This is a genomic window from Paracidovorax anthurii (assembly GCF_003269065.1).
Taxonomy (GTDB): Bacteria; Pseudomonadota; Gammaproteobacteria; order Burkholderiales; family Burkholderiaceae_C; genus Paracidovorax; species Paracidovorax anthurii.
Genome location: NZ_QLTA01000045.1, coordinates 1 through 13454, shown reverse-complemented (window position 1 = coordinate 13454; position 13454 = coordinate 1). Strand labels below are relative to the sequence as shown.

The following is a 13454-nucleotide window of genomic DNA, read 5'->3' as shown; positions in this document are numbered from 1 at the left end:
CGACGCCTGAATTAGCAGACAGGCGGCCTCAGAGATCCTCCGAGCCCAGCAGCATTTCGGTGATTCCCTTGCCGGCCTGCACCATCGGGAAAACGTTCTCGGTGGGATCCGTGCGGAAATCGAGGAAGACCGTGCGGTCCTTGAGCCTGCGGGCCTCGCGCAGGGCCGGCTCCACGTCCTGGGGACGCTCGATGAGCATGCCCACGTGGCCATACGCTTCCGCGAGCTTCACGAAATTGGGCAGGGCATCCATGTAGCTGTGGCTGTAGCGGCCCGAATACTCGATTTCCTGCCACTGCCGCACCATGCCCAGGTAACGGTTGTTGAGCGAGCAGATCTTGATGGGAGTGTTGTACTGCAGGCAGGTGGAAAGCTCCTGGATGTTCATCTGCACGGAGCCTTCGCCCGTGATGCAGAAAACCTCGCTCTGGGGCTTCGCGAGCTTGATGCCCATGGCATAGGGAATGCCCACACCCATGGTGCCCAGCCCACCCGAATTGATCCAGCGACGCGGCTCGTCGAAACGGTAATACTGCGCCGCCCACATCTGGTGCTGACCCACGTCGGAGGTGATGTAGGTATCCGCATCCCTGGTCATGTTCCACAGGGTCTCGACCACGTACTGCGGCTTGATGACTTCCTGGTTGCCACGGTCGTACTTCAGGCAGTCGCGACGGCGCCAGCCTTCGATCGTGTCCCACCAGGCCGCGAGCGCTGCCGCATCAGGGCGGGTCGTGGACTCGCGAACCATGGAGATCAGCTCGGTCAGCACGTCCTTCACATCCCCCACGATCGGCACGTCAACCTTCACGCGCTTGGAGATGCTGGAGGGGTCGATATCGATATGGATGATCTTGCGGTCGTTCTGCGCGAAGTGCTTGGGGTTGCCGATCACGCGATCGTCGAAGCGCGCCCCGACGGCCAGCAGGACGTCGCAGTTCTGCATCGCATTGTTGGCCTCGATCGTGCCATGCATGCCCAGCATGCCGAGGAACTTGGGCGAACTCGCAGGATAGGCACCCAGCCCCATCAGCGTATTGGTGACCGGGTACCCGAGCGTATCCACCAGGGTCCGCAACTCCTGCGTGGCATTGCCCAGCAGCACGCCACCGCCGGTGTAGATATAAGGCCGCTTGGCCGTCAGCAGCAACTGGAGCGCCTTGCGGATCTGGCCTCCGTGGCCCTTGCGGACGGGGTTGTACGAGCGCATCTCGACGCTCTGCGGATAGCCGTGGTACGGCACCTTCTTGAAGGACACGTCCTTGGGGATATCCACCACGACCGGCCCCGGACGGCCGGTGCGGGCGATATGGAACGCCTTCTTCATCGTCGCGGCGAGATCACGGGGATCCTTCACCAGGAAGTTGTGCTTGACGATGGGACGCGTGATGCCGACGGTGTCGCACTCCTGGAAAGCATCCAGCCCGATCGCGGGCGTGGGCACCTGCCCGGAGATGATGACCATCGGGATGGAATCCATGTAGGCCGTCGCAATACCTGTCACCGCGTTCGTGAGCCCCGGGCCGGAAGTGACCAGTGCCACACCGACATCGCCCGTTGCCCGGGCATAGCCATCGGCCGCATGCACGGCCGCCTGCTCGTGCCGTACCAGCACGTGCTGGATGGTGTCCTGCTTGTAGAGCGCGTCGTAGATGTACAGAACCGCTCCGCCCGGGTAACCCCAGATGTACTGCACATCCTCGGCCTGAAGCGCCTTGATGAGGATTTCGGAGCCCATCAGATCCTGGGGCATCGCGGAAGACGGGGGATTTGGTGCGGCGCCACTCGGCGCGGCTGCGGATGCCGAGGAAAGTTCGGCCTTGGAGATTTCCATGATCAACCTTTGCGATTTTCTCTAACGAAAAACCTTGGGTGCTCCTTGCCGCGGCTCTTGTGAAGCCGGCTCGGAACTTGAGGCCTCGGACATGGGCGAGATGATGGCTGCGCCGGACCGGGACCCGTTTGCCTTTTGAATTGCAGGGCGGATTATGGCATTGCGGCCCGGACGCCAGCCACCGGCGCCGAAAAAACATCGATCGAATGCGATAATGTGGCCACTCATCGCTGTCCCCGTGCACCGCACGCGGATCCTTTTCGCCCCTGGCAGGCCCCTACTTCTCTTGGCGACCGAACAAGAACTGTCCGACTTTCTCAAAAGCGTGGAAAAGCGTGCATTCAAGCGCTCGCTCTACCACGTGCGCAACGAGGAAGCCGCCTTGGACATCGTGCAGGACAGCATGCTGAAGCTGGCCGAGCACTATGGGGACAAGCCTCCCGCCGAACTGCCGATGCTGTTCCAGCGCATTCTGTCGAATTGCACGCTGGACTGGTTTCGCCGGCAGAAGACCCGCAATGCGCTTTTTTCCAACATGAGCGACTTCGAGGGCCCTGGCGAAGATGGCGACGATTTCGATCTGCTGGAAGCCTATTCGGGCCCGGAAGGCCATCAAACTGTCCAGAGCGCCGAAGATCTGGCCCGCCGGGCGCAGGTTTTCCGGGATATCGAGGCGGAAATCCAGGAGTTGCCGGCCCGTCAACGGGAGGCGTTTTTGATGCGTTACTGGGAGGAAATGGATGTTGCGGAAACTGCCGCGGCCATGGGCTGCTCTGAAGGCAGTGTCAAGACGCACTGTTTTCGCGCCATCCAGTCCCTCAGCAAAGCACTGAAGGCCAAAGGAATCGAACTATGAACGCCACACCCCAATCCCTGTCAGTCCAGGAAGCCGCTGCGGAACGTTTCGCACGCCGCGTCACGGCCCGGCTGTCCGACGGAGCGGCCGAGATGCCCTATGACATCACCGAGCGACTCCGTGCCGCGCGGGTCCAGGCGGTCGCGCGGCGCAAGAAGGTCGCCGTTCCGGTTCGAGCAGCAGCCACGGAGACGCCCATTCTGGGGCGTGGGGCCAGCGCCAGCCTGGGATGGGGCGGCGAAGGCGGCAATTGGTGGCGGGCGCTGGTGTCCGCGATTCCCCTGACCGCGCTACTGGTCGGGCTGGTCGTCATCAACGTTGCACAGGATGAAAAAGGGGTGACCGAGGTAGCGGAAGTCGATGCCGCGCTTCTGACCGATGATCTCCCCCCGTCGGCCTACGCCGACCCCGGTTTCCTGCAATTCCTCAAGACCGCCGCCCAGGCACAAAGCCGCTGACCCCTACCGCCTGCATGCCAACAGCTTCTCTCGCTGCTCCCCACCCGATGCCAGCCGCCGTGCTGGCTTTCGCGTTGCTGGGAGCGCTCGCTTTCGGGGGATGGCAGGCCTGGAAGCAGGTCGACATGGCTCCGGGCACGCCCCTGCCCGCCGAAGCCCTGGCCAGCAAGCACACGGCCCGGGGCCCCGAGGTGCGCCTGCCCGCGCCCGATCCCGACGGCGCGGGCACGGGCCCCGGATGGAACGAGCTCACCACGGCGCAGAAGCAGGCCCTCCATCCCCTTCGGGAGCGCTGGGCGCTGATGAGCGAGGCCCAGAAACGGCACTGGATCACCCTGGCCGCCACCTTCCCCACCCTCTCCCCGCAGGAGCAGGAGAAGCTGCGGGCCCGCATCACCGAGTGGGCGAGCCTCAGCGGCCAGCAACGGAGCCAGGCGCGGCTGAACTACGCGCTGACCAACAAGCTGGCCGTCGACGACAAGCGCGCCCAGTGGGAGGCCTACCTCGCCTTGAGCGAGGAAGAGAAGAAGCAGCTGGCGGCGCGCGCCGCCCCCAAGCCCACGGGCGCGGCGACGGCGGTGCGCCCCGTGCCTCCGCGCAAGCTCGCACGGGTGCCCGCGGCCACCGCGGCGGCGCCCAATCGCGCCAACGCTCCCAAGATTCCGACGCCGCCGGCGCACACGGTGCAGGCCCTGCCCGTGCTGGTGCCGGCGCAACCCGCCGCACCTGCCGTCCCCGCGGTCGTGGAGACCTTGCCGGTGGCGGCTCCCTCGGCCGTGCCGACCCCGCTGCCTCCGCTCACCGAGCCGCAGCCCGCGCCCGCCCAGCCCGAGGCGCGAAGCAACGAGCCCCTGCATCCGCCGCAATAATCCCAGGATGCCCACCACGACCCACCGCGGCCCGGCGCCCGGAACCGAACGCCCCGAAACGCCCGCCGCAGCGCTCAGGGCCCCCTCCCTGCGCCGGCGCATGGCCTGCTGGCTCTACGAGGGCATTCTGATGTTCGGCGTGGTGTTCATCGCGGGCTATCTGTTCGACACCCTGAGCCAATCCCGGCACGCCCTGGACCACCGGGCCGTTCGCATGGGGTTCCTGTTCGTAGTCTTCGGCATCTATTTCACCTGGTTCTGGGCCAGGGGGCAGACCCTGGCCATGAAGACCTGGCATATCCGCCTGCGGGACCGCCACGGCGCCCCGGTGTCGCAGCGGCGCGCCCTGCTGCGGTACGTGCTCAGCTGGATGTGGTTCCTGCCGCCCCTGGCCCTGCTGGGGCCGCTGGGCCTGTCGGCTGGGGAGGTCTCCGTGATCACGCTGGGCTGGGTGGCCGTCTGGGCCTTGCTGAGCCGCTTCCATCCCGAGCGGCAGTTCTGGCACGACGCCTGGGCCGGCACCCGGCTGGTCCAGGCCTGATCCCTCAGCGCGCACCCGCGCCCTGGCCTTGCCACGGGCCGGGCCGCCGCAATGCCCCCTTAAGTCCGACTCACATGACCGCACCGCTTTTCAACAACCCCCACAAGGCCCGCCGCGGCCTGCTCCGGCTCTGGCATGCGGGCCTGCACTCGCTGCAGGGCCTGCGGGCGGGCTGGTCCGAGAAGGCTTTCCGCCTCGAAGCCACGCTGGCCTGCGTGCTGCTGCCCCTGGCCTGGTGGGTGGGGCGCGGCTGGGTGGAGGTGGCGCTGCTGAGCGGCGCGGTGGTGCTGGTGCTGATCACCGAGCTGCTGAATTCCGGCATCGAGGCCGCGATCGACCGCATCGGCCCGGAGTGGCATGATCTTTCGAAACGCGCCAAGGACATGGGCAGCGCGGCCGTGCTGCTGAGCCTGCTGCTCTGCGGCGGCGTCTGGGCCGCGGCGCTGTACCAAAGGCTTTCCTGATGGCTGATCCCGCTTTTTCGATCTGTGTGTACCTGGGCTCGCGCAACGGCGCGAACCCCGCCTTCACCGACGCCGCCAACGCCGTGGGCGAGTGGATCGGCCGCCATGGCGGCCAGCTCGTGTACGGCGGCGGGCGCAGCGGGCTGATGGGCACCGTGGCCGAGGCCGCGCGCCGCGCCGGCGGCCGCGTGGTGGGCATCATTCCGCAATCCCTGGTGGACAAGGAGCTGGCCAACCACGCCTGCGACGAACTGCACATCGTGACCACGATGCACGAGCGCAAGGCGATGATGGCCGAGCGCTGCGATGCCTTCCTCGCGCTGCCGGGCGGCATCGGCACGTTCGAGGAGCTGTTCGAGGTGTGGACGTGGCGCCAGCTCGGCTACCACGACAAGCCCCTGGGCCTGCTCAACGTGGATGCCTACTACGACGGCCTGCTGGCCTTCCTGCGGCAGAGCGTGGACGGCGGCCTGATGAGCGACTGGCAGATGGGCCTGCTGTCGGTCGATACCGATGCGGCGGCGCTGCTGCGCGCGCTGGTCGAGGCCGCGGGCACCGCCCGCGAGGGTGCCGTCGCGCTGCGCGCGGTGATCTGACCCGTAACGGTCAGACCGCCGCGTCGTCGAGGTCGCCGGTGCGGATGCGGATGACGCGCTCCACCTCGGTCACGAAGATCTTGCCGTCGCCGATCTTGCCGGTGCGCGCGGCGGCCACGATGGCGTCCACGCAGCGGTCCACGTCATCGCTCTTGACGACCACCTCCACCTTCACCTTGGGCAGGAAGTCCACCACGTATTCGGCGCCCCGATAAAGCTCCGTGTGGCCCTTCTGCCGGCCGAAGCCCTTCACCTCGGTGACCGTCAGGCCCGTGACCCCGCATTCGGCCAGGGCTTCGCGGACTTCTTCGAGCTTGAAGGGCTTGATGACGGCGGTGATCATTTTCATGCTGGGAACTCCTCGGAAGTGGTATCGATGGGGAAGAAAGACAGCGCAGCCATCGGGGCTACGGCAGCAGGCCCGGCGGTCGGCCCGCGCCGGGCCCTCAGGCCCGGAAGCGGTTGGTGATGGGGTAGCGCCAGTCCTTGCCGAAGCTGCGGCGCGTGAGGCGGATGCCCACGGGGGCCTGGCGGCGCTTGTATTCGTTGATCTGGATGAGCCGCGTCACGCGTTCGACGTCGGCGCGGTCGTAGCCTGCGGCGACGATGGACTCGATGGGCTCGTCGTTCTCCATGTAGCGGGCGACGATGGCGTCGAGCACGTCGTAGGGCGGCAGGCTGTCCTGGTCCTTCTGGTCGGGGCGCAGCTCGGCGCTGGGCGGGCGCGTGATGATGCGCTCGGGAATGGGATTGGCGCCGGTGCCGAACGGGTCGTGGGCGTTGCGCCAGCGCGCCAGGGCGAACACCGCCGTCTTGGCCACGTCCTTGATGACGGCGAAGCCGCCGGCCATGTCGCCGTAGAGGGTGCAGTAGCCGGTGGCCATCTCGCTCTTGTTGCCGGTGGTGAGGACGACGGCGCCGAACTTGTTGGACAGCGCCATGAGCAGGGTGCCGCGGATGCGCGCCTGCAGGTTCTCCTCGGTCGTGTCTTCCGCGCGGCCGGCGAATTCAGGGGCCAGCGCCGCCTTGAAGGCCTCGAACGGCGCGGCGATGGGGATCTCGTCGTAGCGCACGCCCAGGCGCTCGGCCATGTCGCGCGCGTCGATCCAGCTGATGTCGGCGGTGTAGGGCGAGGGCATCATCACCGCACGCACCCGGTCCGCGCCCAGGGCATCGACGGCGATGGCCAGCACCAGCGCCGAATCGATGCCGCCCGAGAGCCCCAGCAGCGCGCCGGGGAAGCGGTTCTTGCCCACGTAGTCGCGCACGCCCAGCACGAGGGCGCTCCACAGGTCGGCCTCCGGCGCGGGGAAAGGGGCGATGCTTGCTTCGAGTTTGATAACAAACTCCGAAGCATCGACGGCGACATGGACGAGGTTTTCCTCGAAACCGGGTGCCCGCAGGCGCACGAAGCCGCCGGCATCCAGCGCGAAGGAGCGGCCTTCGAAGACGACCTCGTCCTGCCCGCCCACGAGGTGCGCATAGACCAGCGGCAGGCCCGTTTCGGCCACGCGCTCGCGCATGATCTGCTCGCGCTCCGCGCCCTTGCCCAGGTGGAAGGGCGAGGCATTGAGGGTGGCGAGCATCTGCGCGCCCGCCTCGGCCGCGCGCCGGGCGGGCCCGGGGAACCAGGCGTCCTCGCAGATCAGCAGGCCGACACGCACGCCCTCGACCTCGAAGACGCAGGTGGCGTCGCCGGGCGTGAAGTAGCGGCGCTCGTCGAAGACTTCGTAATTGGGCAGTTCCTGCTTGGCGTAGGTCTGCTCGATGCGGCCGCCGCGCAAGACGCTCGCGGCGTTGTGGAGGCACTCCAGCCCGTCCACGGTGCGCCGCCAGGGGTGGCCGACCACCACGGCGAGGCCGTCGAGGCCCGCCGTCTCCCGGGCCACCGCGGCCAGCGCCTGCTCGCAGGCGCCGAGGAAGGCCGGGCGCAGGTAAAGGTCTTCGGCGGCATAGCCGCACAGCGCCAGTTCGGGGGTGAGCAGCAGGCGCGCGCCGGCCGCGTGGGCCTCGCGCGCGGCGGAGACGATTCTTTGGGCATTGCCCTGCACATCGCCGACGATGAAGTTGAATTGGGCGATGCTGATGGCGAATGGCATGGAAAAGGGCTGGAGGAGAGTCGGGCGATTATGTCATCCGCCCTCCCATGCCCAGGCGCCAGGGCCTTATCCCCGCCTGCGCTGGACAACTCTGTGGATAAGCCGTGGCTTGCGCTGTAGGGGCGCGCCAAGCCCTTGTCAGCGTTACAGAATTGTTGCAATGCCGCATTTTTGGGCAGTGGATGGCCGCGCCGCGCGGGGCCGGCCGCGTCCGCCGGGGCATCCGCAGCAGCCCGTGGGGGCACCGCTTTTGCGCGATCATGGCGGCCGCCCCGGGCCGGCCCCGCGCCCGCCCCACCCCCAACCCGCGCGCCCCTTGAACTCCACCGACGACTCCCTTCCCTGCCCCCCGGCGCCCGAGGACGGCGGCTACACGCTGCGGCTGCATCCGTCGCCGGGCGACGTGGACGCCCGCGACTGGGACGCCCTGCTGGCCGCCCAGCCCCATCCCACGCCCTTCATGCGGCATGCCTACCTGTCGGCCCTGGACGCCAGCGGCAGCGCCGTGCCGGAGACCGGCTGGACGCCCGTCTTCTGCACCCTGTGGCGCGGCGGCGCGCTGGTGGCGGCCTGCGCGGTGTATGCCAAGCCGCACTCCTATGGCGAGTACGTGTTCGACCATGCCTGGGCGCAGGCCTACGCGCGCCACGGCGTGGCGTACTACCCCAAGGCGGTGGTGGCCGTGCCGTTCACGCCCGTGCCCGGCGCGCGGCTGCTGGCGGTGGATGCCGGCGCGCGGGCGGCGCTGGTGCGGGCGCTGGTGCAGTGGTGCACGGAGGCGGGGCTGTCGTCGCTGCACCTGCTCTTCGCCGCGCCCGAGGACCTGGAGGCCGCGCGCGCGGCCGGGCTGATGCTGCGGCAGACGGTGCAGTTCCACTGGCGCAACGCCGCGCCGGCCACGGGCCGGCCCTTCGGCTCGTTCGACGATTTCCTGGCCACGCTGTCGCAGGACAAGCGCAAGAAGATCCGCCAGGAGCGCCGCCGCGTGGCCGATGCGGGCGTGGCGTTCCGCTGGGCGCGCGGCGCGGACATCGCGCCGCAGGACTGGGATTTCTTCTACCGCTGCTACGAGCGCACCTATTGGGAGCACGGCAACCCGCCCTACCTCTCGCGCGACTTCTTCCACCGCATGGAGCAAGCCATGCCCGAGGCCTGGCTGCTCTTCATCGCGGAGCGCGGCGGCCAGCCGATTGCTAGCAGTTTGATAGCAATCCATGCAAAAAACACGGCGACATGCCCGCCCGACGACCCCGAAACGGTGGCCTACGGGCGCTACTGGGGCGCGCTGGAGCGCGTGGACTGCCTGCATTTCGAGGCCTGCTATTACCAGCCGCTGCAATGGTGCATCGCGCACGGCGTGGGGCGCTTCGAGGGCGGCGCGCAGGGCGAGCACAAGATGGCGCGCGCGCTGATGCCGGTGGCCACCGCCAGCGCGCACTGGCTGGCCCACCCGGGCTTCGCCGAGGCGGTGGACCGCTTCCTGGAGCGCGAGGGCGAAGGCGTGGAAGGCTACCTGGATGCGCTGCGCGCCCACAGCCCGTTCAAGGCGGCGGGCGGCGACGCCGCGGGCTGAGACCACGGGTTGAGCACCGGGGCGCTACCCCGGCGGCGCGGCCTCGGCGATGGCCCGGGCCAGCGCGTCCACGCAGGCGCGCAGCGGCGGCGAGAGCGTGCGGCCCTCCAGCGACAGCACCTGCAGGCGGCGCTGGCGCAGCACGGTGGCCTCGGAGAACGGGCGGGCCACGGCGGAGCCCTCGCGCACCCGGTGCGCGACCGTGAGCAGGCCCGACAGCAGGATCTGCGGGCTGCGCAGCAGCGGCAGCATCACCGAGGAGAAGTTGCTCACGAACACCGGGTGGTAGCGCAGCCCCTGGGCATTGCAGGCCAGGTCGAAGAGTTGCCGCGCCGTCACGCCCGCGCTGCCCACCAGCAGCGGATGGCGCACCACGTCCGCCAGGGCCACGCGCTCGGAGGCGGCCAGCGGATGGTCCGGCGCCATCACGGCCAGCACCGGCGCGCGGGCGGAGTGCTCCACGCGCAGGCCGGGCTCGGGCGCGACCGCGTACTTCAGGCCGATGTCCGCCTCGCCCCGCAGCAGCCACTGGCTGACCGCGTCGGGCGCGCCGACCAGCAGCTCGACGCGGCTGCCGGGCTGCGCGCGCCAGAAGTCCTGCATGAACGCCGGCATGAAATCGGTGGCGAAGCCTTCGGTGCAGCACAGGCGCACGCGCGCCGACGACTCCTGCCCGAGCTGGCGCACCTGGTCGAGCATCTGCCCGGCATCCGCCACCGCGTGCCGCAGGTGGGCCGCGAGCCGCTGCCCCGCCGCCGTGAGCACCATGCCCCGCGCCTGCCGCTCGAAGAGCGCGGCGCCCAGGCCGTCCTCCAGCTTGGCGATCTGGCGGCTCACGGCGGACGGGGCGACGAAGAGCCGGGAGGCCGCCTGGTTGACCGAACCCGCCTGCGCCACTTCCAGGAAGTAGCGCACGGGCGTGCTGTGCAGGGAAAGCGATGCCATGGAGAGCCGAGGTGGGCGATGGGGAAGGGATGGGCGCCGCAAGCAGGCCGCGGCGCGACCGCGATCCTCGGCCAGCATTGCGCCAAAGGCAATACCCAGGTGCCAAAACAGCACTTCCGGCAACGGGTTTCTGGCCTTCCACTTGCATGGCATACCGTGAAAGGATTACCGCATGCACCGCCACGATGCCATCGCCCTGGCCCACGCCTATTTCGACGACGGCCGCTTCCTCGACGACCTGCGCCGCCGCGTGGCGCTGCGCACCGAAAGCGACACCGGCAGCGCGCCGCCCGCGCTCGCCGCCTACCTGCAGGGCGAACTCATGCCGCGCCTGGCCGCCCTCGGCTTCGAGGGCACGGTGGTACCCAACCCGCAGCCCGGGGCCGGCCCGTTCCTCATCGCCCGGCGGGTGGAAGACCCGTCGCTGCCCACGGTGCTCGCCTATGGCCACGGCGACGTGACCAGCGGCCAGGACGCGCTCTGGGACGAGGGCCTGGGCCCTTGGTCGCTCACGGCCCGGGGCGACCGGCTCTACGGCCGGGGCACGGCCGACAACAAGGGGCAGCACACCATCGCCCTGGGGGCGCTCGCGGCGGTGCTGCAGGCGCGCGGGGGCCGGCTCGGCTACAACATGACCTGGCTCATCGAGATGGGCGAGGAGGCCGCGTCCCCCGGCCTGCACGCCGTGTGCGCCGCGCACCGCGAGGCCCTGCGCGCGCAGCTCTTCCTGGCGAGCGACGGCCCGCGCGTGAGCGCGGCGCGCCCCACCCTCTTCCTGGGATCGCGCGGGGCGGTCAACTTCACGCTGCGCCTGCGCGAGAGGCCGCGCGCCTACCACTCGGGCAACTGGGGCGGCGTGCTGGCCAACCCGGCCACGCGGCTGTGCCATGCCGTGGCCACGATGGTGGACGCACGCGGGCGCATCACGCTGCCGGGGCTGCGCCCGCCGCCGGTCCCCGCCGCCGTGCGCCGGGCGCTGGCCTCCATCGCGATCGGCGGCGGCGAGGGCGACCCGGCGCTCTCCGAGGGCTGGGGCGAGCCCGGGCTCTCCCCCGCCGAGCGGCTCATGGCCTGGAACACGCTGGAAGTGCTGGCGATGGGGGCCGGGCAGCCCCAGCGCCCGGTGAACGCCATCCCGGGCGAGGCCGTGGTGCACTGCCAGCTGCGCTTCGTGGTGGGCACGCCGTGGCAGGCGCTCGAATCCATCGTGCGCCGGCACCTGGACGCGCACGGCTTCGCCGACGTGGAGGTGGCCATCACCCTCGCGGGCGGGGCGACGCGGCTCGACCCCGACCACCCCTGGGTGGACTGGGCGCGGGGCTCGATCGGGCGCAGCGCCGGCCAGCCGCCCGACGTGCTGCCCAACCTCGCGGGCTCCCTGCCCAACGACGTGTTCGCCGACCTGCTGGACCTGCCCACGCTGTGGGTGCCGCACTCCTACCCCGCCTGCGCGCAGCATGCCCCGAACGAGCACCTGCTCGCGCCCGTGGTGCGCGAGGGCCTGGGCATCATGGCGGGGCTGTACTGGGACCTGGGCGAGACCACCGGGGAGGCGGCCGCCCCCTGGTTCCGCAAGGCGGCCCGGACCGACCCGCAGCCACAGCCACAGCCACAGACGTCGCCGGCCGGTGCCTGACGCGCCGCCCGCGCGCGGCTCACGCCCTCCCCCTTTCACCCTTCCACCGATCCCCCTCGAACCCCAGGCCCTGTCCACCATGAAGCACCACCCTCCCCTCGCCCCGTCCTCCCGCCTGCCCCGCCGCGCGTTCTCCCGGGGCCTGCTGGCCACGGCCGCCGCCGCGCTGCTGCCCGCCGCGGCGCGCGCCGAGGAGGCCTGGCCGGGGGGCAAGCCCATCAAGCTGGTCGTTCCGTTCCCGCCGGGCGGCGGCACCGACCTGGTGGCACGGGCGCTCGGGCAGCGCCTGGCGGACCGGCTGAAGCAGGCCGTGGTGGTGGACAACCGGCCGGGCGCCTCCACCATCATCGGCACCGATGCCGTGGCCAAGGCCGCGCCCGACGGCTACACGCTGCTGCTGTCGGGCTCGACCAGCTACACCGTGAACCCGGCACTGCGCACCCGCATGCCCTACGACCCGGTGCGCGACCTCGCGCCCATCGTGATCGTGGCGCGCACGCCGCTCGTGCTGGTGGTGCGCTCGGAGCTGCCCTGGCGCTCGGTGGCCGACGTGGTGGCCGCCGCCCGGGCTCGGCCCCGGGGCGTCCGCTATGCCACCTTCGGCCCCGGCTCGGGCCCGCACCTCGCGGGCGAGCTGCTCGCGCTGGCCACGGACGTGAAGCTCCAGGACGTGCCCTACAAGGGCAGCAGCCAGAGCACGGTGGCCGTGATCGGCGGGGAGATCGAGCTGGGCATCGACACCGTGGCCGCCGTGGCGCCGCACGTCAAATCGGGCAAGCTGCGCGCCCTGGCCATCATCGGCGCGGTGCGCTCCAGCCTGCTGCCCGACGTGCCCACCATGGCCGAGCTGCAGTGGCCCGACGCCACCTTCGACGCGTGGTACGGCTTCGCGGCACCGGCCCGCACGCCCCTGCCCATCCTCGGGCGGCTCGCGCGCGAGGTGAACGCGGCCATGGCCGATCCGGGCCTGCAGGCGCAGCTGCGCGCGCAGGGCCTGGAGCCGGTCGCCATCGGCGCCACGGCCTTCCGCCAGCAGATGGACGCGGAGATCGGCCGCTACCGCGCGCTGGCGCACCGCGCCGGCATCGTGGTGGAGTGACTCCGGTCCGCGGGAGGGCCCTTCTGAGGCTGCGGGGGGTGTGCGGCGCGGATTCCGGCTCCCGCATGCTCCATGTCGCCGTCTTTGCTACGTTTCTTGCTACCAAATGAATAGCAAAAGAAAACGGGCCCCGAGGGGCTAATGCCAGTCAGATAAGCCCTTGGAAGTCTGATGGGAGCTAAAAAGGGAACGTGTGCAACACGTTCCCTTTTTGCTTTGCGCCTGCTCGAAAACACCCTGGCCCAAACCCTGCAACAAGCCCCCAACGATAGCCTGGGGGAGTTGGCGCAGTTGATCGACAACGAGTGGATCACCCAAGCCCTTGCCGCCAGCGGCAAGGCCAGCATCCGCAGGCGCAAGCTTCCAGCCGAGCACGCCATCTGGCTGGTCATCGGTTTGTCGCTATATCGGCAACTGCCGATGTGGCAGGTGGTGCAGCAGCTGTCCTTGAGTCTGGGCGACAACGATCTGCCCGTACCCAGTG

The 13454-nt window shown here is 69.8% G+C and carries 14 protein-coding genes; 10 read left to right on the top strand and 4 right to left on the bottom strand.

Annotated elements, in window-relative coordinates; translation table 11 throughout:
- Positions 1-28 precede the first annotated feature (28 nt).
- Positions 29-1834, bottom strand: coding sequence for an acetolactate synthase 3 catalytic subunit (locus AX018_RS18585; protein WP_111880354.1), 1806 nt, complete (start codon positions 1832-1834; stop codon positions 29-31).
- Positions 1835-2120: 286 nt separating this feature from the next.
- Here AX018_RS18585 and AX018_RS18580 point away from each other — a divergent pair, with 286 nt between their 5' ends.
- The 6 genes from AX018_RS18580 (at position 2121) to AX018_RS18555 (ending at position 5618) form a co-directional block, all read left to right on the top strand.
- Positions 2121-2690 carry an RNA polymerase sigma factor gene (locus AX018_RS18580; protein WP_111880351.1) on the top strand — a complete coding sequence of 190 codons (570 nt, stop codon included), beginning with the start codon at positions 2121-2123 and terminating at the stop codon, positions 2688-2690.
- Positions 2687-3148, top strand: coding sequence for a DUF3619 family protein (locus AX018_RS18575; RefSeq protein ID WP_111880349.1), 462 nt, complete (start codon positions 2687-2689; stop codon positions 3146-3148). Before AX018_RS18580 ends, AX018_RS18575 begins: the two co-directional genes overlap by 4 nt.
- A gap of 14 nt (positions 3149-3162) precedes the next feature.
- Complete coding sequence (locus AX018_RS18570; RefSeq protein WP_111880346.1) at positions 3163-4017, top strand: DUF3106 domain-containing protein; 855 nt, start codon at positions 3163-3165, stop codon at positions 4015-4017.
- A 7-nt stretch (positions 4018-4024) separates the two neighbouring features.
- The gene (locus AX018_RS18565) at positions 4025-4558 is read left to right on the top strand and encodes an RDD family protein (RefSeq protein ID WP_111880344.1); all 534 of its coding nucleotides are present in this window, start codon (positions 4025-4027) and stop codon (positions 4556-4558) included.
- 74 nt (positions 4559-4632) lie between these two features.
- Positions 4633-5022: a diacylglycerol kinase gene (locus tag AX018_RS18560; RefSeq protein WP_111880341.1), complete on the top strand. Its 390-nt coding sequence runs from the start codon at positions 4633-4635 to the stop codon at positions 5020-5022.
- A complete protein-coding gene (locus AX018_RS18555; RefSeq protein ID WP_111880339.1) occupies positions 5022-5618 on the top strand; it encodes an LOG family protein in 597 nt (198 codons plus the stop codon). The genes AX018_RS18560 and AX018_RS18555 overlap by 1 nt, the downstream gene beginning before the upstream one ends.
- Before the next feature lie 10 nt (positions 5619-5628).
- Here AX018_RS18555 and AX018_RS18550 read toward each other — a convergent pair whose 3' ends face one another.
- Both AX018_RS18550 and AX018_RS18545 read right to left on the bottom strand, forming a co-directional pair.
- Positions 5629-5967 (bottom strand): P-II family nitrogen regulator, encoded by a 339-nt coding sequence (locus tag AX018_RS18550; protein ID WP_111880336.1) that lies wholly within the window; start codon positions 5965-5967, stop codon positions 5629-5631.
- A 97-nt stretch (positions 5968-6064) separates the two neighbouring features.
- Entirely contained in the window at positions 6065-7717 is a 1653-nt protein-coding gene (locus AX018_RS18545; protein WP_111880334.1) for an NAD+ synthase, read from the bottom strand.
- A 316-nt stretch (positions 7718-8033) separates the two neighbouring features.
- Between AX018_RS18545 and AX018_RS18540 the strand changes: the two genes are divergently transcribed.
- Positions 8034-9290: a GNAT family N-acetyltransferase gene (locus AX018_RS18540; protein WP_111880331.1), complete on the top strand. Its 1257-nt coding sequence runs from the start codon at positions 8034-8036 to the stop codon at positions 9288-9290.
- A 24-nt stretch (positions 9291-9314) separates the two neighbouring features.
- Here the strand turns inward: AX018_RS18540 and AX018_RS18535 are convergent, their stop codons facing one another.
- Entirely contained in the window at positions 9315-10235 is a 921-nt protein-coding gene (locus AX018_RS18535; protein WP_111880328.1) for a LysR family transcriptional regulator, read from the bottom strand.
- Between the two features lie 172 nt (positions 10236-10407).
- Here AX018_RS18535 and AX018_RS18530 point away from each other — a divergent pair, with 172 nt between their 5' ends.
- The 3 genes from AX018_RS18530 to AX018_RS26035 form a co-directional block, all read left to right on the top strand.
- Complete coding sequence (locus AX018_RS18530) at positions 10408-11871, top strand: M20 family metallopeptidase (RefSeq protein WP_111880326.1); 1464 nt, start codon at positions 10408-10410, stop codon at positions 11869-11871.
- 79 nt (positions 11872-11950) lie between these two features.
- Positions 11951-12970, top strand: coding sequence for a tripartite tricarboxylate transporter substrate binding protein (locus tag AX018_RS18525; RefSeq protein ID WP_111880316.1), 1020 nt, complete (start codon positions 11951-11953; stop codon positions 12968-12970).
- 216 nt (positions 12971-13186) lie between these two features.
- Positions 13187-13454, top strand: a 268-nt coding sequence (locus AX018_RS26035; RefSeq protein WP_211322482.1) for a transposase domain-containing protein, incomplete at its 3' end; no start/stop codon positions are given.